At 49.1% G+C, this 18115-nt stretch carries 14 protein-coding genes; 12 read left to right on the plus strand and 2 right to left on the minus strand.

Features of this window, described 5'->3' with window-relative positions:
- The 4 genes from AC4BAP_RS07760 to AC4BAP_RS07775 are packed head-to-tail and all read left to right on the plus strand — an operon-like array spanning position 1 to position 4961.
- Positions 1-756 (plus strand): beta-phosphoglucomutase family hydrolase, encoded by a 756-nt coding sequence (locus AC4BAP_RS07760; protein WP_490582056.1) that lies wholly within the window; start codon positions 1-3, stop codon positions 754-756.
- On the plus strand, positions 753-1598 hold the full coding sequence (gene otsB / locus AC4BAP_RS07765; RefSeq protein ID WP_490582057.1) for a trehalose-phosphatase: 846 nt from the start codon (positions 753-755) through the stop codon (positions 1596-1598). The genes AC4BAP_RS07760 and otsB overlap by 4 nt, the downstream gene beginning before the upstream one ends.
- Positions 1573-3978, plus strand: coding sequence for a glycoside hydrolase family 65 protein (locus AC4BAP_RS07770; RefSeq protein WP_490582058.1), 2406 nt, complete (start codon positions 1573-1575; stop codon positions 3976-3978). The genes otsB and AC4BAP_RS07770 overlap by 26 nt, the downstream gene beginning before the upstream one ends.
- A 41-nt stretch (positions 3979-4019) precedes the next feature.
- Positions 4020-4961, plus strand: coding sequence for a 1-phosphofructokinase family hexose kinase (locus tag AC4BAP_RS07775; RefSeq protein ID WP_490582059.1), 942 nt, complete (start codon positions 4020-4022; stop codon positions 4959-4961).
- Between the two features lie 141 nt (positions 4962-5102).
- On the opposite strand, the gene AC4BAP_RS07780 is transcribed toward AC4BAP_RS07775, so the two are convergent.
- Together AC4BAP_RS07780 and AC4BAP_RS07785 are read right to left on the minus strand one after the other, a co-directional pair.
- Positions 5103-6605, minus strand: a complete 1503-nt coding sequence (locus AC4BAP_RS07780; protein ID WP_490582060.1) for an exonuclease domain-containing protein — start codon at positions 6603-6605, stop codon at positions 5103-5105.
- A 41-nt stretch (positions 6606-6646) separates the two neighbouring features.
- Positions 6647-7783: an AI-2E family transporter gene (locus AC4BAP_RS07785; RefSeq protein ID WP_490582061.1), complete on the minus strand. Its 1137-nt coding sequence runs from the start codon at positions 7781-7783 to the stop codon at positions 6647-6649.
- Between the two features lie 345 nt (positions 7784-8128).
- Between AC4BAP_RS07785 and AC4BAP_RS07790 the strand changes: the two genes are divergently transcribed.
- From AC4BAP_RS07790 to rplT, 8 genes are all read left to right on the plus strand, one after another.
- The gene (locus AC4BAP_RS07790; RefSeq protein ID WP_490582062.1) at positions 8129-9991 is read left to right on the plus strand and encodes a DNA topoisomerase IV subunit B; all 1863 of its coding nucleotides are present in this window, start codon (positions 8129-8131) and stop codon (positions 9989-9991) included.
- On the plus strand, positions 9984-12737 hold the full coding sequence (locus AC4BAP_RS07795; RefSeq protein WP_490582063.1) for a DNA gyrase/topoisomerase IV subunit A: 2754 nt from the start codon (positions 9984-9986) through the stop codon (positions 12735-12737). Before AC4BAP_RS07790 ends, AC4BAP_RS07795 begins: the two co-directional genes overlap by 8 nt.
- A 64-nt stretch (positions 12738-12801) precedes the next feature.
- The gene (locus AC4BAP_RS07800) at positions 12802-13593 is read left to right on the plus strand and encodes a tetratricopeptide repeat protein (protein ID WP_490582064.1); all 792 of its coding nucleotides are present in this window, start codon (positions 12802-12804) and stop codon (positions 13591-13593) included.
- Between the two features lie 154 nt (positions 13594-13747).
- A complete protein-coding gene (locus AC4BAP_RS07805; protein ID WP_490582065.1) occupies positions 13748-14833 on the plus strand; it encodes a tetratricopeptide repeat protein in 1086 nt (361 codons plus the stop codon).
- Between the two features lie 14 nt (positions 14834-14847).
- Complete coding sequence (gene thrS / locus AC4BAP_RS07810; RefSeq protein ID WP_490582066.1) at positions 14848-16785, plus strand: threonine--tRNA ligase; 1938 nt, start codon at positions 14848-14850, stop codon at positions 16783-16785.
- A 116-nt stretch (positions 16786-16901) separates the two neighbouring features.
- Positions 16902-17426, plus strand: coding sequence for a translation initiation factor IF-3 (gene infC / locus AC4BAP_RS07815; protein ID WP_490582067.1), 525 nt, complete (start codon positions 16902-16904; stop codon positions 17424-17426).
- Between the two features lie 23 nt (positions 17427-17449).
- Positions 17450-17644 carry a 50S ribosomal protein L35 gene (rpmI, locus tag AC4BAP_RS07820; protein WP_490582068.1) on the plus strand — a complete coding sequence of 65 codons (195 nt, stop codon included), beginning with the start codon at positions 17450-17452 and terminating at the stop codon, positions 17642-17644.
- Positions 17645-17733: 89 nt separating this feature from the next.
- Positions 17734-18078: a 50S ribosomal protein L20 gene (gene rplT / locus AC4BAP_RS07825; RefSeq protein WP_490582069.1), complete on the plus strand. Its 345-nt coding sequence runs from the start codon at positions 17734-17736 to the stop codon at positions 18076-18078.
- Positions 18079-18115: the final 37 nt, after the last annotated feature.

Below are 18115 nucleotides of genomic sequence, written 5' to 3' on the forward strand. Positions count from 1 at the left end.
ATGAAACACAACCTGAACAACCTGATGGCCGAAAAGCAAATCAAAGCTTTGATCTTTGACCTGGATGGTGTGGTTACGCAAACTGCCAAAGTGCATGCGCAGGCCTGGAAGAAAATGTTTGACAGTTTCCTGCTGAAACGTGCGTCTGAAGATGGCAAAGTATACGAACCCCTGAACATCAGCACAGATTACAGGCAGTACATTGATGGCATACCACGCTACGACGGGGTGCGTAATTTCCTGGCCTCAAGGGGGATTTTTTTACCCGAAGGTACACCGAAAGATGAGGCTGGAAGTGAGACGGTGACAGGGTTGGGCAATCTGAAGAATTTATACTTTCAGGAATTGGTGAAGGCAGGTGGCGTGCAAGTATACCCGGATACCGTTGCCTGGCTGCAGCAGCAACGTGACCAAGGCTTTAAAACGGCCATCATATCTGCCAGTAAAAACTGTAAAACCATACTGGAGGCTGCCAAAATAGAACACCTTTTCGATGCACGCGTAGATGGGGTGGTAGCCGCCGAGCTTAATTTAAAAGGCAAACCCGCGCCGGATATTTTTCTGAAGGCCGCAGAACAATTGCATGTTTCACCTGAAGAAGCAGCTGTTTTTGAAGACGCGCTGGCCGGCGTGGAGGCTGGTAAAGCAGGTGGTTTTGCCCTGGTAGTAGGATTAGACAGAACCGGCGATGCTACCCGATTATTGAACCACGGTGCCGACATGGTACTACAGGAATTCCCTATAAACAACCCATGAAAAAGGAAGCAACTGCTCACAAACACAACCCTGAAACCTTGCCATCTGCCCTGCAGCAAATTCCGCAACTGCTCGAGGGTAAAAAGCCTGCTGTATTTTTAGACTACGACGGCTGCCTGACCCACATCGTAAAAGACCCCGACAAAGCCATACTTAGCAAAGAGATGCGGGATACGTTACAGCGACTGGCGCAGGTATGCAGTGTGGCCATTGTGAGCGGCCGTGACCGGGCCAACGTTGCCAACCTGGTGCAGCTTGATAATTTATACTTTGCGGGCTCGCATGGCTTTGATATTTCAGGGCCAGGCGACATGCACACGGAGCCCGGCGGCGCCAAGGATGCCCTACCTGCCCTGGACACAGCGGAAGAAGAACTTAACAGCAGGCTAAAGCACATAGCGGGCGCCATGGTGGAGCGTAAGCGCTACGCCATAGCGGTGCACTACCGAAACGTGCCTGAGGAGCATGTGGCCGAACTAAAGCGCATTGTTGCTGATGTGCTGCAAATGCATCACGCACTCAAGGAAGGGTTGGGGAAAAAGATCATAGAGCTGAAACCAAACCTTAACTGGCACAAAGGCAAGGCAGTACTGTGGCTGCTCTCGGAACTGGGGCTAGACAGGCCGGACATTGTACCGCTTTACATTGGCGATGACATTACCGATGAAGATGCCTTTGCGGAGTTACAGGGCAGGGGAATTGGAATTCTGGTGGGTGAGCACGACGAACAAACTGCGGCCGAGTACAGGCTGGAAAACGTGGAGGAAGTAGAGGAGTTCCTGCAAAAACTTACGCACCACCTCTCAAAAAACGCACATGCAGGAATGGAAGATAACGTATGATACCTGGGAGCCAGGTCAGCAGCCTTTGCGTGAGGCGCTTTGCACGCTGGGCAATGGCTGTTTTGCAACACGAGGGGCCTTTGAGGAAGAATCTGCCGACGAGCAGGTGCATTACCCGGGTACTTACCTGGGGGGCGGCTATAACCGGCTGGTTTCTGAGGTAGCAGGCAGGCAGATAGAGAATGAGGACCTGGTTAACTGGCCAAACTGGCTGCCTATTACCTTCCGGCATAAAGGTGGCGGGTGGTTTAGCCTGTCTAAGGTGCAGGTACTGGATTTTGTGCAGGAACTGGATATGCAGCAAGGCTTGCTTACCAGAACCGTTCGGTTTAAAGACTCCACAGGCCGTGAGACGCAATTGATCAGCCGGAGGTTTGTAAGTATGGCCAACCCGCACCTGGCTGCGCTTTGCTGGGAGATAACGCCACTTAACTGGTCTGGCGAGATCGAGGTGAAAGTTGCGTTGGATGGCAGCGTGACCAATAGCGGCGTTGCCCGTTACCGCTCTTTGGAGAGCAAGCACCTGGAGCCGGTAGAGGCCGACCAGTATGATCAGGACACGCTATACTTAGTTACCCAGACAAGGCAATCAAAGATAAGGATGGCGCAGGCCGCACGCACCCTGGTGTACGCTGACGGTAAAAGACTGGCCGTGGAACGGCAACACAAGGCAAAGCCGGACTATGTTGAACAGTTACTTAAAATCAACTGTAACCAGGGGCAGGCGGTAACCATCGAGAAAGTCGTGCTGCTCTATACTTCCAGGGACTTTGCCATATCGGAACCAATGCTGGAGGCATGCACAAACATCGAGAAGCTGGGGGGATTCAACCAATTGCTGGAGATCAGCAGCCGCGCCTGGCTTCGGTTGTGGCATCGCTGCGACCTGGAGCTGACCTGCAATGAGGAAGCACAGGCTGTGCTGCGGCTACATATCTTTCATTTGCTCCAAACGGTATCGGCGCACTCTATTGGGCGCGACATTGGCGTACCGGCCCGGGGCTGGCACGGAGAGGCCTATCGTGGCCATATTTTCTGGGACGAGCTCTTTATTTTCCCTTTCCTGAACCTGCGGCTGCCCGACCTTACAAGGGCATTGCTGATGTACCGTTACCGCCGCCTGCCTGAGGCCCGTTATGCCGCTATTGAGGCAGGCTACAGAGGTGCCATGTTTCCGTGGCAGAGCGGGAGCAACGGCCGCGAGGAAAGCCAGGTCATACACCTTAACCCAAAATCGGGGAGGTGGTTGCCAGACAACACTTTTTTGCAGCGCCACATAAACGCCGCCGTGGCCTATAATGTGTGGCATTACTACCAGGCCACCCACGACAGGGAGTTCCTGATCTTTAACGGGGCCGAACTTATCTTTGAGATCGCACAGTTCTGGTCAACTATCGCCATCTTAAGTCCGGAAAAAGGCCGCTATGAGATACGCAATGTGGTTGGGCCTGACGAATACCACACCGAGTACCCCGGCTCCGAAAGCCCTGGCCTGAATAACAATGCCTATACCAATGTAATGGCTGCCTGGGTGATACAGTGTGCCCTGCAGGTAATGGAGGAACTGGATAGCTCGCGGGTGGAGGAACTGAAACACAAATGCGCTATTTCCACAGATGACATTGAGCGCTGGCAGCACATCAGTCAGCGAATGTATGTGCCGTTTATCGGTGAAAGCAACATTATCGCGCAGTTTGAGGGGTATGAGCAGCTGCAGGAGTTTCCGTGGGAGGCGTACAAGGTAAAGTATGGAGAAGCCATGCGCCTGGACCGCATCCTGGAAAGCGAAAACGACAACGTGAACAAGTATAAAGCCAGTAAGCAGGCGGATGTGCTGATGCTCTTTTACCTGTTCTCGTCAGAGGAACTACAGCAGATATTCAGCAAAATGGGGTATGATTTCAAGCCCGAAAGTATACTCGATAACATCGCCTATTACGAGCACCGGACATCACATGGGTCTACGTTAAGCAAGATCGTGCACTCCTGGGTACTGGCGCGCTCTGACCGGGAACGTTCATGGCTAAATTTTGAGATCGCGATGCTGAGTGACCTGGAAGATGTACAGGGAGGAACCACCCCGGAAGGCATTCACCTCGGCGCAATGGCCGGCACCGTGGACCTGGTGCAGCGCTGCTACACCGGCCTCGAAATCCGTGATGATGTGCTCTGGCTCAACCCGGTGCTGCCCGATGAAATAGGCTGCCTTAACCTGCAGCTCCGTTACCGCAGTCACTGGCTTTCTGTACACCTGACGCACAACAAGATGGTGATCTCTTTTGACAGGGGCTGGACCAATGAAGTGAAGATCGGGGTAAAGGGTGAGGTTTATACTTTTACTACCGGCGACAAACGCGAGTTCGAGATCACACGTGACTAAGGCTACTCAAGCCCTAATAACAATAAATTGAAAGTAAACATATGCACAAGATCATTACCATCACCTTAAACCCCGCCCTTGACAAAAGCACCAAAATAGGCCATGTGGTACCCGAGAAAAAGCTGCGCTGCGAAGAGCCGGTTTTTGAGCCGGGTGGCGGCGGCCTGAACGTGTCGAGGGCAATTAAAAAGTTGGGAGGGGAGTCTTGTGCCTGGTTTTTAGCTGGCGGTGCCACCGGACAGATGCTGGAACAGCTCATGGAAGCGGAGGGAGTGGTAACCTGGACTGTGAAAACTAAAAACTGGAACCGCGAAAACCTGATGGTGATGGAAACGGCCACGGGTAACCAGTACAGGTTCGGGATGCCCGGGCCTGATACCTATGAGGACGAATGGAAGCAGTGCCTGGATAAATTGGAGCAGATGCCAGCCGACGAGGTGCCAGCTTACGTGGTTGCCAGCGGAAGCCTGCCCCCGGGCGTGCCCGATGATTTTTATCTGCGCCTGGCAGCCGTAGCGCACAAGAAAAGCTTCAAACTAATTGTGGACACGTCGGGAGATGCACTTGTGAAGGCGGCAGGGGAGGGCGTGTACCTGCTAAAACCTAACCTTGGCGAACTGGCTGCGCTGGCCGGTAGAGAAGAAATATCAGCGCTGGAGCAGGAAGAGATCGCAAAACAGGTAATTGCCGAGGGTAAGTGTAAAGTGCTGGTGGTGTCGTTGGGGCCACGCGGTGCCATGCTTGCCTCTAAGGATGAGATAAGCTACGTGGTGCCGCCTACCGTGCCGCAGAAAAGCGCTGTTGGTGCCGGAGACAGTATGGTGGCAGGTATCGTGCTAAGCCTGCTTAAAGGATGTCCGCTAGATGAGGTGATCCGCTACGGAGTGGCAGCCGGTACTGCCGCCACCATGACACCCGGCTCCGAACTGTGCCGCAAAGAAGACACCGAGGAAATCTTCAAATGGCTGCAAGAGCACAAGTGAGACTATGAATTATGAATTATGAGTTACATTACCTTGAGTCAAAATTTATCTCAAAGTATAGAGGCTAGGGGCTGGCATGGTCCTCAGTCTTTTGTCTTTTGTCTTGTGTCTGAAATCCTGTGTCTGAAATCTTAAATCCCCTTAATCAAACACAATCACTTTGTCTTTGTGCTTGCCGCGCATGTAGCCGCGTATGATCTGCTGGATGTCTTTGTTGTCGTTGAAGCGGGTGATCACGTCTTTGAAATCTTCCAGCGAGGAGGCTGAGAAAGTTTCGTCCACAAAGCCAAATCCAAGGTAGGTGCCATACTCCACCACAACCACCGACTTTTCGCCTGGCTCCCGTCCTTTGCCCAGGATCACAAAGGTGTTGTGCTCATAGGTAAACGAGTCCAGTGCAGCATCCACGCGCTGGTTATACTCTTCAGGGCTTTCTTTGCCCACACATGCGCCATTGCACTGGTGTACCTGGTAATCGAAGCAGGCGCCGGTTGTCTTATACAGGTCGCAGAGTTTCTGGCACAGGTTATACTTGGCCACTTTATGAAACAGGAAACCTTTTGCCTTGTAATGGTTAGACAGGGCGATGATCGGTGTCATGCTGATGTTGTCCGCCTTGTTTACACTTCCGAAGGTCAGGCGCTTATATCCCTTATCATCGAGGTAGGTAAAAATGCCGGTGTTAAACACACTGCGCCGCTGTTGCCTGTTATACTTTGGCTTCATGCGCTTAATCTCCGCCGACTCATACAACAGGGCAACAAGCTCATTACCCATCAGCTCATAGGAGATGTCCGCAATGCTGTTTTTGAAATCCAGCGATTTACGGCTTTTGTAGTCGATGTTAAAGTGCTGGATGATGCGCTTTTTGATGTTGATGCTCTTGCCCACGTAGATCACCTCGCCCTGTGCATTGTGGAAGTAATACACACCGGGCACCATTGGCAGCGCATCCATCTGTTCTTTTGAGATATCGGGTGGCAGCAGCGATGTTTTGATCTCCTGCTTTAGCACCTGCGTTGTCTCGGCGGCCATGTGCATGTTGCCGTCCACCACGGGGCGGTTTAGCTTGATAAGCTTGTCAAACAATTTGGCAGTGGCTTCGGCATCGCCTATGGCCCTGTGTCGCTGCTTTAGGGGTATGTCTATACTTTTGCAGAGTTTGCCCAGGCTGTACGATGGCAGGCCAGGTATCAGGCTGCGGCTAAGGCGTACGGTACACAGCGTTTTGCGCTGGAAAGTATAACCCAGGTCGGCAAACTCTTTTTTGATAAAGGAATAGTCGAAACGTACGTTATGGGCCACAAACACCTTCCCGTCAGTAAACTCCACGATCTCCTTGGCCACCTCATAGAATTTGGGGGCGTCCTTTACCATTTCATCGGTAATGCCGGTAAGCTGCGAGATAAAATAGGGGATAGGCCGTTGCGGGTTTATCAGGGTATTGTATTTGTCTACAACCTGCTTCCCATCGTGTATGAAAATGGCAATCTCTGTGATCTTGTCCTGAGACGGCTGTCCGCCTGTTGTCTCAATGTCTACTATCGCGTACAAGTGGTTTGGGTTTAAGTCCGTGCCGTCGGGCAGCTCTGCCTTTGGCATTTCGTTTATACCTAAACCAAAATTTTTAGTATTCCGTTTCAATTCCTGTACCTACACTTAATATACTTTCCTGCATTTCTTCCTTAGTGGTTCTTTCTCTTTTTTCCGTGCCAGATGCCGTTCCATATCTCGCTCAGCCAGGTACCCAGTCTCCCACGTTTTCTGTGGTTAACCTCGTCAATATCAGCCAACAGGAAACCAAACGGAGCCAGTGGCGGGTACACATCAAACATTACCCTGAGCATGGCTATAAAAGGTATGGAAAGGATCATGCCGGCTGCTCCCCATATCTCGCCACCGATCAATAATCCAACTATAGCCGCAAAAGGATTTATACTTACCCGCGAGCCCACCACATAAGGCGTAATAAAATTGCCCTCCAGAAACTGCACAAACATAAATACACCCACCACAAGTATGGCATCGATCAAATGGCCGGTGGTGGCAAGCGTAAGCAATGCAGGCAGGGTAGCACCGATCAGGATACCGATGTAAGGGATGATGGTAAGGATGGAGGCAAACACACCAAAGAAGATCGCATACTTTACACCAAGCAACAGCAAACCCGCCGAGTTCAGTAATGCCACTATAAATATCACGATCATCAGGGCCGAGATATAGCTTTGCACCACCTGCTGTATACTTACCACGGTTTGCACCAGGCTGCTGCGCCTGTCTTTGGCAACAAACTTGAACAGGAACTGCTCCAGGTGATCGCGGTAATACAGAAAGCAGAACACGAAGATCGGCATCAGCACCAGGATCGAGATAGCGCCTGTTGTTATGGAAATGGTGTTGCCCAGAAAAGTAGTGGTGATGTCCTGCAAACTGCCAATGGCGTTCCGCACCAGGTCTGCCCTGTTGGAAGGCTCAATGCCGAATTTGTTGTAAAGGAATACCTGTACTTTGTCTATCAGGTCGCCAATGTTGTTGCCTATGGTGTCGAGCTCAGAGGTAAGGCTGATCAGCTGCATGGTCAGGAACCAGACCACCACACCTACCACCACCACGATCAGCACAATGCAGAGAAGTATGGCAATGGGTCTCGGGATGCGGGAACGCTCCAGGTCTTTGATAAGGGGCAGCAACAGTAAAGAGATCAATAGAGCAAAGGCAAGCGGCACAAGCACCGACTTGAAAGTTTGCATGATACCTACCAAGAGCACAATGCCCAGAAGGATAAGTATAAATTTAATGTACTTGGGTAGTTGTAATTTCATATATCGCTAAGCCTGAAGTACAGGCGTGCATTCGGTGCTAAAGTAACTAAATGTTTGCTTCAATTTATATATGTTTTAATATATAAATTTGCTAAAAACAATAGCCGAAGTAAAGGCAAATTAACTTGATTTTGATGAACCAGTGCCTTAATTTTATGGTTCAGTAGAAGTGGAAAGGAAAAGCAAACATAAATCCGATTTTTAGATTGCTAAAAAAATTAGCAACTGATTACCCCCGGAACCTTAAATTGTTCATACCCTGGAACTATTTGTTGCAGTAGGTCGCTTTTATTTTTCTATATTTCCGATTGATTAAACCTAAACAACTATACTTACGCTTTTATAATGGCAGAGTTAGAGCACAATTACACCGAAGACAGTATCCGTTCCTTAGAGCCGCGCGAACATATCAGGCTGCGTCCTGGTATGTATATTGGTAAGCTTGGCGATGGATCAGCTGCCGACGATGGTATCTACATTTTGGTGAAAGAGGTTATCGACAACTCCATCGATGAACACGTAATGGGTTTCGGTAAAACTATCGACATTAAAATCTCAGACCATAAAGTACAGGTACGCGACTATGGTCGCGGCATTCCGCTGGGCAAGGTGATCGATTGCGTTAGTAAAATAAACACCGGTGGTAAGTACGACAGCAAGGCTTTCCAGAAATCGGTTGGTCTGAATGGTGTTGGTACAAAAGCAGTAAATGCTTTGTCGAGCTTCTTCAGAATCCAGTCGGTGCGCGAGGGACAGATGAAGGTTGCCGAGTTTGAAAGAGGCGTACTGTTGAATGATTTGCCGCTGGAGGCTACTTCGCAGCGTAACGGAACGCTTACTGTTTTTACCCCAGACGATACCATTTTCAAGAACTTCCAGTTCAACCCGGAATACCTGGAGAACCAGATATGGAATTATGTGTACCTGAATGCAGGGCTTACCATCAACTTCAACGGCAAGAAGTACTACTCCGAAAATGGCCTTCTGGACCTGCTCCGCAATAAAGCCGATGAGGAAGCGATGCGCTATCCTATCATCCACCTGAAAGGGTTTGACATTGAATTGGCGCTAACCCATGGCAACGATTATGGCGAGGAATACTACTCATTCGTTAACGGCCAGTATACGACCATGGGCGGTACGCACCTGGCGGCTTTCCGTGAGGCAGTGGTTAAAACGGTGCGTGACTTTTATAAGAAAGACTACGATGCTGCGGATATCCGTGGCTCCATAGTTGGTGCCATCTCATTGCGTGTGCAGGAACCGGTGTTTGAGTCTCAGACGAAAACAAAACTGGGGTCTATCGACATGGGGCCTGACGGGCCTGCGGTTCGTGCATACATAAATGACTTTGTTAAAGAGCACCTAGATAACTACCTGCACAAAAACCCGACAACAGCAGAGGCCCTGAAGAAGCGAATAGAGCAAAGTGAGCGTGAGCGTAAGGACATGGCAGGCGTTAAGAAACTGGCGAACCAGCGTGCCAAAAAAGCCAACCTGCACAACCGCAAACTGCGTGACTGCCGCCTGCACTTCAACGAGGACAAGCATGAGAACGCACTCCTTTCTACACTCTTTATAACCGAGGGTGACTCTGCGAGTGGTTCTATCACAAAATCCAGAAATGTGGATACAGAGGCTGTGTTCAGCTTAAGAGGTAAGCCGCTGAACTGCTTTGGGATGAAGAAAAAGGTGGTATACGAGAACGAGGAACTGAACCTTCTTCAGCATGCCCTGAATATTGAAGAAGGTCTTGAGAATCTGCGCTACAACCGTGTAGTAATCGCAACTGATGCCGACGTAGATGGTATGCACATCCGTTTGCTACTGCTAACATTTTTCTTGCAGTTCTTCCCTGATTTGGTGCGAAACGGCCACGTGTTTATACTTGAGACACCACTTTTCCGGGTTCGCAACAAGAAAGAAACCATTTACTGCTACAACGAGACGGAGAAACAGGCAGCTATTCAGAAACTTGGCAAGCGCCCTGAGATTACCCGATTCAAGGGTCTGGGTGAGATATCGCCAGATGAGTTTGGGAAGTTTATCGGAGACAACATTAAGTTGAAGCCAGTGATCCTGCAGAAGGACACCACAATACAAAAGATATTGAGCTATTTTATGGGTAAGAACACCCCGGAGCGCCAGCAGTTCATTATCGAGAATTTGAAGATTGAAAAAGACATAGTTGAAGAAGTATATGCATAACGACGATATAAACGAGGAAGTATACCAGAACGAGGAAGAGGGACAGGAAGTAGCATTTACTGATGGAGACGAAGAAGTAATCCATAACGTGACGCCTGTTGCCGGCCTATATGAGGGCTGGTTCCTGGACTATGCATCTTATGTAATTCTGGAGCGTGCAGTACCAGCCATCGAAGATGGCTTAAAGCCGGTTCAGCGCCGCATCCTGCACGCTATGAAAGAGATGGACGATGGTCGCTTTAATAAGGTGGCCAACGTTATCGGTCAGACGATGCAGTACCACCCGCACGGCGATGCTTCTATTGGCGATGCGATGGTGAACCTGGGTCAGAAAGACCTACTTATTGAAACGCAGGGTAACTGGGGTGATGTACGCACCGGTGACAGCGCTGCAGCACCACGATATATAGAGGCGCGCTTATCTAAGTTTGCCTTGGATGTGGTGTTTAACCCGCAGACTACGCTGTGGCAGCTGAGCTACGATGGCCGTAAGAATGAGCCGGTAACTTTACCTGTTAAGTTTCCATTGTTGCTGGCTCAGGGTGTGGAAGGTATTGCTGTAGGTTTATCGACCAAGATCATGCCGCATAACTTCAAAGAGCTGATCAAAGGCTCTATTGATGTGTTGAAAGGCCGTAGTACTACTTTGCTGCCGGACTTTCCTAATGGCGGTCAGGTAGATGTGACCAATTATAATGGCGGCCAGCGTGGTGGTAAGATACGTGTGCGCGCCACTATCGAAAAAGTAGACAAGACCATGCTCATCATCCGCGATGTACCTTACGGGGTAACCACTACCGGCTTGATGGAGTCTATCGTGAAGGCCAGCGAGAACAACAAGATCAAGATAAAGAAAGTGATCGACAATACGGCTGCTGATGTGGAGATTCAGGTGCAGTTGCCTCCGGGCGTTTCCCCGGACCTGACCATCGACGCACTTTATGCCTTCACTGATTGCGAAGTATCTATTTCTCCGAACACCTGCGTGATCATAGACGATAAGCCACACTTCATGACGGTGGATGAGTTGCTGCGCATTTCAACTTTTAAAACAGTAGACCTGCTGAAGCGTGAGCTTGAGATCCGAAAAGGTGAACTGGAAGATAAATGGCACTACTCATCGCTGGAGAAGATATTTATCGAGAATCGCATCTACCGTGATATTGAGGAGTGCGAAACCTGGGAAGCTGTTTTGCAGGCCATCGACAAGGGCTTAGATCCATTCAAATCCTTGCTGCGCCGGGAAGTTACAGAAGATGATATCATCCGACTGACAGAGATTAAGATCAAGCGCATCTCCAAGTATGACTCCTTTAAAGCGGATGAGTACATTAATAAACTGGAAGAGGAGATGGCTGTGGTGGATGATAACCTGGCTAACCTGATTCGATACGCGATTGCATACTTTGAAGGCTTACTGAAGAAGTATGGCCAGGGACGTGACCGCAAAACCCAAGTGAAGACCTTTGACGTGATCACGGCACAGAAAGTGGCCATTGCCAACCAGAAGCTGTACATGAACGCTAAAGACGGCTTTATTGGAACCAGCCTGCGCAAAGACGAATTTGTGTGCGACTGCTCTGATATGGACGACATCATAGTTTTCCGTAAGGATGGCAAGTTCATGGTAACGAAGGTGGCAGACAAGACATTCGTTGGAAAGGATATCATCATGGCAGGCGTTTACAACAAGAACGATGAGCACATGGTCTACAACATGATCTATGTGGATGGAAAAACGGGTATCTCGTTTGCCAAGCGCTTCGCCGTTAAGTCCATTACCAGGGATAAAGAGTATGACCTTACAAAAGGCAGCAAAGGCTCTAAAATTCATTACCTGACGGCCAACCCGAACTCTGAGTCGGAAGTGGTGACCATTACTTTATCGCCGCAGTCTACTGCCCGCAACAAGGTGTTTGACTACGACTTTGCCGAACTGATGATCAAGGGCAAAGGCTCTAACGGTAATATTGTTACCAAGTATCCAGTGAAGAAGGTCGTTCAGAAGAGCCTGGGCGACTCTACATTGGGTGGTCGTGAGATTTATTACGATGAAGTGATCGGACGATTGAATACAGAAGCGCGTGGTCGTTACCTGGGCTCATTCAACACTGACGATACCATACTGGTGATCTACGAGGATGGTAGTTACGAACTTACTTCATTTGACCTAGCCAATCACTATGTGATAGAGAAGATCAAAGTTCTGCAGAAGTTTGACCCGGAGCTAGTAATCTCTGCGATTTATTACGAAGGAGATAACAAGACGTACTATGTGAAGCGTTTCAAGGTTGAGACAAGCACAGTAGGCAAAAGGTTCTCTTTTATATCTGAGAGCAAAAACTCCAGGTTAGAGGCGGTATCAACCCACTCTCAACCACTGGCAACGATTAAGTATAAACTTAGTCTGCGTGGCGAGAAACTGTCTGAAAAGCTACTGCTCAGCGATTTTATTGACGTGAAAGGCTGGAAGGCCATGGGCAATAAACTTAACTACTTCAAAATATACGATGTAGAACTGCCTAAAATGGATATGGTCGAGCAGCCTGTTGAAGATAAGAAAGTGAAGAAGGCGGCACCACGCAAAGGTCCGGTTACTTTGCCATCCGAGCTGAAGGAACTGGCAGAGGAAGCGGCCAAAATCAGTGGAAGTCAACTCACCGGAGTTGATGACGTAGAAGATAAAACACAAAGCAACGAGGAAATCAAAGCGCTGAAAGAGAAAAAGCAACTGGATCTTTTCTGATCCGGTTGCGAAACTCTTGCAAAAGTCTTTGAAATTCTGTAAGTTGTAATGTGTAGTATCGTTTATGAGAAGACTTTCTAAGGCATTTCCTTTGTTTCTGCTATTGCTGTTTTGCATAGCCACAGCCTGTTTGGCAGAAGGTGGCGGTGCAACAGAGCATGAAAAACTGTTGCAGCGTGCCGAGCAGCTTCTTGTAAAGTATAAAGACAGCGAGGCGCTTGTTGTTTACGAGCAAGTGCTGGAATCATCCCCGGAAAACTATGTAGCTCTTTGCAAGGCGAGTTACCTGCATTGCCGGATCAGCGAAAGGTACCCTGACGAGACCAAGAAGCTGGAGCATATTTCCAAGGCACGTAGCTATGCCAACAGAGCCTACGCCTTAAAGCCTCAGGATGCCGAGGCCAACTATGTGATGGCTTTGTCGCTGGGGGCACAGGCACTTGTTTCCGGACCTAAAGAACGTTTAGGGAATATCCATGAAGTGAAGTCTTTTCTGGATGCGGCTTTGGCAGCCAATGCCGAGCATGCCGGAGCCTGGCATATTTTAGGACGCTGGCATTTTAAAATGGCTAACCTGAATTTCGCTGAGAAAGCGGCTTCCAAGTTTTTCTTTGGAGGTGCGTGTGGCGTATCTACAAACCAAGCTGCTGCAGAGGCTATAGAGAAGGCTATTTTATACAACCCGAACAATATTCGCTATTACTACGACTTGGCATTGGTCTACAATGAGATGAAAGATAAAGAAGCATGTGTGGCAACGCTAACGAAAGCGCTTAACCTGACCCTTGACACGAAAGAGGAGATGGAACTAAGCAGGCGGTGCAAGATCATGCTAAAAGAGAAGATGAGCATTTAAACGTGTTCACAACAGCTTCAGAAAGCCTGCCTCTAATACGGAAGCAGGCTTTCTGCTTTATGTAGCCTTTGTTTAAGTGAAATGTGTTACTCTATTTAGCTAATTTGTCTTAATTTAGCGCAATTAAGCTGCAGCAGAGGCTGCAAAATACTTTATGCCGGTAAAAAGATTACTATACATGTGGGGAATGGCTGTGCTGCTTTTGTCCGGAGCTTGCTCCGGCGAGGAGGCTAGCCGTGAGCGGATGGTAAACCTGGCAGAGGTGAAGGACGATGAGGACGCACAGCTAAAGCACCTGAACGCAGCCATTGAGCAGGCTAAGCGCGACGGCAGTTTATATGCTCGCCGTGCCGTGGTGCTGCTCAGAAAAGGGCAGGCTGAAAAAGCCCTGTCCGACGCGAACGAAGCAGTGCGCTTAACAAAGAACGAGCCCTCGACGCTGTTTGTAAAAGCACAGGTGCTGCGCGCATTGGGCAGGCGCGACGAAGCATTGCCACTGGCACTGCAGGCAGAGCGAAACTCCTACCAGAGTAGTTCTTTGTATGTGTTGCTGGGAGAGCTTTACCTGCAAAGGAAAGACTATAAGCAGGCTAGGGTATACCTGGAAAAGGCACAGGAACTCTCGCCAAAAGATGGGTATGCCTACTACTATAAAGGCAGGGTACTGGAAGCCACCGGCGATACAGCACGGGCCCTGCGTAACTATAGACTTGCCCTGGAGCAGCTGCCCGACCTGATGCACGCACAGCGGGAGCTGGCAGGTGTGCTGGTGAGCCAGGGGAAGTATGAGGCGGCAAAGCCATACTTGCTTGCTGCCCAAAAACTGGAGCCCAAAGATGGCCAGCTATGGTATTACAAAGGTTTGATGTACCAGGCAGCCCAGAAGCAGGACAGCGCCCTGATGAGCTTTAACAGGGCCGTGGCGCTAAGCGATACCCTGTATGGTGCGCATTACAGATTAGGTATGACGACATATGCCCAGGGCAACACAGCAGACGCCCTGACGCATCTGGAAAAAGCCTACCCAAAGTATAAAAATGACCCTAAGTACCTGAGCACGCTGGCTGGAAGCTACGAGAGAACCGGGCAGAACATTAAAGCACTGCAAACCTATCAGCGATTGGTGGAGGTTGAGCCCCGCTATACGTATGCTTATCAGGCCATCAGTCGCTTAAAGTATAAATTAACAAGACCATTACCCGATAGTACAGCTGTACCAAGGGAGACGATAGAACAATAGATTAAGAAAAAAACATGATCAACATCACACTGCCAGACGGCTCGGTGCGCCAGTACAACGAAGGCGTAACCAGCTACGAGATCGCACTAAGTATAAGCGAAGGCTTAGCTAGAAATGTGCTTGCTGCCAAAGTAAACGGTTTGGTTTGGGACATAACGCGCCCGATAAACGAAGATGCAACGGTGCAGCTGCTCACCTGGAATGATGAAGAAGGCAAGAATACGTTCTGGCACTCATCTGCCCACCTGATGGCAGAGGCGTTGGAGGCACTGTACCCGGGCATCAAGTTCGGTATCGGACCTCCTGTAGAGAATGGCTTTTACTATGATGTTGACCTTGGAGAGCAGACTTTCTCGCAGGACGACTTTGCTAAAGTAGAGCAGAAAATGCTGGAGCTGGCCCGTAACAAGAGCGAGTTCTCACGCCGTGAAGTGTCTAAAGCCGAGGCTACCGAGTACTTCACCCAAAAAGGAGATGAGTATAAGCTTGACCTGATCAAAGACCTGGAAGACGGTACCATCACGTTCTACACGCAGGGTAACTTTGTGGACCTGTGCCGTGGACCACACCTGCCAAATACCAGCCCTATTAAGGCGGTGAAGCTGATGAACGTGGCCGGTGCTTACTGGCGCGGCGATGAGAACAGCAAGCAGCTTACCCGTATCTATGCTGTTACTTTCCCTAAGCAGAAGGAGCTGACAGAGTACCTGGAGCGCCTGGAGGAAGCCAAGAAGCGTGATCACCGTAAGCTAGGTAAGGAGCTTGAACTGTTTGCATTCTCAGAGAAAGTAGGCATGGGCTTGCCGCTGTGGTTGCCAAAAGGCACCTTGTTGCGTGAGCGCTTGGAGCAGTTTATGCGTAAGGCACAGGTTCGTGCCGGTTACCAGCCAGTTGTAACGCCACATATTGGCAGCAAAGAGCTTTATGTTACTTCAGGCCATTACGAAAAGTATGGCGCTGACTCTTTCCAGCCGATCAAAACGCCTAACGAAGGCGAGGAGTTCTTCCTGAAGCCGATGAACTGCCCGCACCACTGCGAGATCTATAAAACACGTCCGCGCTCTTACAAGGAACTGCCGGTTCGCCTGGCTGAGTTCGGTACAGTATACCGTTACGAGCAAAGCGGCGAGTTGCACGGCTTAACGCGTGTGCGCGGTTTTACCCAGGATGATGCCCACATCTTCTGCCGCCCAGACCAGGTGAAGGAGGAGTTTACGAAAGTGATTGACCTGGTGCTTTATGTGTTTAAGGCCCTGGGCTTTGAGGACTATACTGCCCAGATCTCGTTGCGTGACCCGGAGAACAAAGCCAAGTATATTGGTGCTGATGAGGCCTGGGAGAAGGCAGAGAGTGCGATTATAGAGGCTGCAGAGGAGAAAGGCCTAAGAACTGTAACCGAATTGGGCGAGGCTGCGTTTTACGGACCTAAGCTGGACTTTATGGTGAAGGATGCCCTTGGCCGTAAGTGGCAGCTCGGAACTATTCAGGTGGATTATCAGTTGCCTGAGCGTTTCCAGTTAGAGTATATCGGTGCCGACAACGCCAAACACCGGCCTGTGATGATCCATAGGGCGCCGTTCGGCTCGCTTGAGCGCTTTGTTGCCGTTCTGATTGAGCACTGCGCCGGCAATTTCCCGTTATGGCTTAGCCCTGAGCAGTTTGCCATACTTCCTATCTCAGAGAAGTATCATGACTTTGCGCAGGAAGTATACGATAAGCTTCAGCAGCAAGATATCAGAGGCTTTGTTGACAACCGTGACGAGAAAATCGGCCGTAAGATTCGTGATGCGGAAGTTCGTAAAGTGCCTTACATGCTAATTGTAGGAGAGAAGGAGCAGGAGAACAATGCCGTTTCTGTGCGCAGACACGGCGAAGGCGATCTGGGGTCAATGCCAGTGGATGAATTCATCGGCTTATTCCAGAATAAGATAGCCGAAATGCTTAAGAATTAAGAAATAATTTTCATTTTGATAGATAATTTGCGATATTCGCAGCCTAATTGTATAAACTAAATTAAGGAGGTACAGCCATAGCTACTCAAAACAGACGCTTTGTCCCACGTGGAAAGGTGGAAGAGCCATACAAAGTCAATGAACATATAACTGCCCGAGAAGTAAGGTTAGTTGGTGACAATGTAGAGCAAGGAATTTTCCAGACCAGAGATGCTCAAAAGATAGCAAATGAGCAGAATCTTGACCTGGTTGAAATTTCACCGACTGCTAATCCGCCAGTTTGCAGAATTATCGACTACTCGAAATTTAAGTACGAGCAGAAGAAAAAGACGCGCGAGATGAAGGCAAAGGCGCAGAAAGTTGTGATTAAAGAAATTCGTTTCGGCCCTAACACGGATGATCATGACTTTGAGTTTAAGCTGAAGCATGCCAAGGGTTTCCTTGAAAGCGGTTTTAAAGTGAAGTCTTATGTGCACTTTGTGGGTAGAACCATCGTGTTTAAAGAGCGTGGTGAGATTCTATTGCTTAAATTTGCACAGGCGCTGGAGGATGTAGCGAAAGTGGAGCAGTTACCGAAGCTGGAAGGAAAGAGAATGTTCCTGATTCTGGCTCCTAAAGTTGCCCCGGCACCTAAAAAGTAATTTTATCAAACAATTATATAAACATGCCAAAAGTAAAAACTAAATCTGGTGCAAAGAAGCGTTTTTCTTTGACAGGTACTGGCAAAATCAAGCGTAAGCACGCTTACAAAAGCCACATCCTGACCAAGAAAACGACGAAGCAGAAGCGTAACCTTACTCACACAGGCCTTGTTAGCACAGCTGACATGGACAGAGTAAAAGCAATGCTTAACATTTAATTATTTTAGGTTAACTATTAGTACGAACCCGGTGCCTGGTCTTTTTTGAAGATTAATCTTAATCACCAGCCGCCAAAACTTTTAACAAAATGCCAAGATCGGTAAACGTCGTTGCAGCACGACACAGAAGAAAGAAAGTAATGAAGATGGCCAAAGGTTACTTTGGTCGTCGCAAGAACGTTTGGACAGTTGCGAAAAACGCAGTTGAAAAAGGTTTAGTTTACGCTTACCGCGATAGAAAAGCGAAGAAGAGAGACTTCAGAGCTCTTTGGATCCAGCGTATCAACGCAGGAGCGCGTGAGCACGGCATGTCTTACTCTCAGTTGATGGGCGCCCTTAAGAAAGCCAACATCGACCTTAACCGTAAAGTACTTGCTGACCTTGCCATGAACCACCCTGAGGCGTTCAAGAGCATCGTTGATAAAGTAAAGTAATTTACTAGCAATATAAAAAGGAGGGCTTAGCATATGC

Source organism: Pontibacter sp. GD7 (genome assembly GCF_058216375.1).

Excerpts from the sequence above, each read along its gene's own strand:
- AC4BAP_RS07760 (WP_490582056.1), top strand. The coding sequence starts at position 1 with ATGAAACACAACCTGAACAACCTGATGGCCGAAAAGCAAATCAAAGCT.
- otsB (WP_490582057.1), top strand. The coding sequence starts at position 753 with ATGAAAAAGGAAGCAACTGCTCACAAACACAACCCTGAAACCTTGCCA.
- AC4BAP_RS07770 (WP_490582058.1), top strand. The coding sequence starts at position 1,573 with ATGCAGGAATGGAAGATAACGTATGATACCTGGGAGCCAGGTCAGCAG.
- AC4BAP_RS07775 (WP_490582059.1), top strand. The coding sequence starts at position 4,020 with ATGCACAAGATCATTACCATCACCTTAAACCCCGCCCTTGACAAAAGC.
- AC4BAP_RS07785 (WP_490582061.1), bottom strand. The coding sequence starts at position 7,783 with ATGAAATTACAACTACCCAAGTACATTAAATTTATACTTATCCTTCTG.
- AC4BAP_RS07790 (WP_490582062.1), top strand. The coding sequence starts at position 8,129 with ATGGCAGAGTTAGAGCACAATTACACCGAAGACAGTATCCGTTCCTTA.
- AC4BAP_RS07795 (WP_490582063.1), top strand. The coding sequence starts at position 9,984 with ATGCATAACGACGATATAAACGAGGAAGTATACCAGAACGAGGAAGAG.
- AC4BAP_RS07800 (WP_490582064.1), top strand. The coding sequence starts at position 12,802 with ATGAGAAGACTTTCTAAGGCATTTCCTTTGTTTCTGCTATTGCTGTTT.
- AC4BAP_RS07805 (WP_490582065.1), top strand. The coding sequence starts at position 13,748 with ATGCCGGTAAAAAGATTACTATACATGTGGGGAATGGCTGTGCTGCTT.
- thrS (WP_490582066.1), top strand. The coding sequence starts at position 14,848 with ATGATCAACATCACACTGCCAGACGGCTCGGTGCGCCAGTACAACGAA.
- rpmI (WP_490582068.1), top strand. The coding sequence starts at position 17,450 with ATGCCAAAAGTAAAAACTAAATCTGGTGCAAAGAAGCGTTTTTCTTTG.
- rplT (WP_490582069.1), top strand. The coding sequence starts at position 17,734 with ATGCCAAGATCGGTAAACGTCGTTGCAGCACGACACAGAAGAAAGAAA.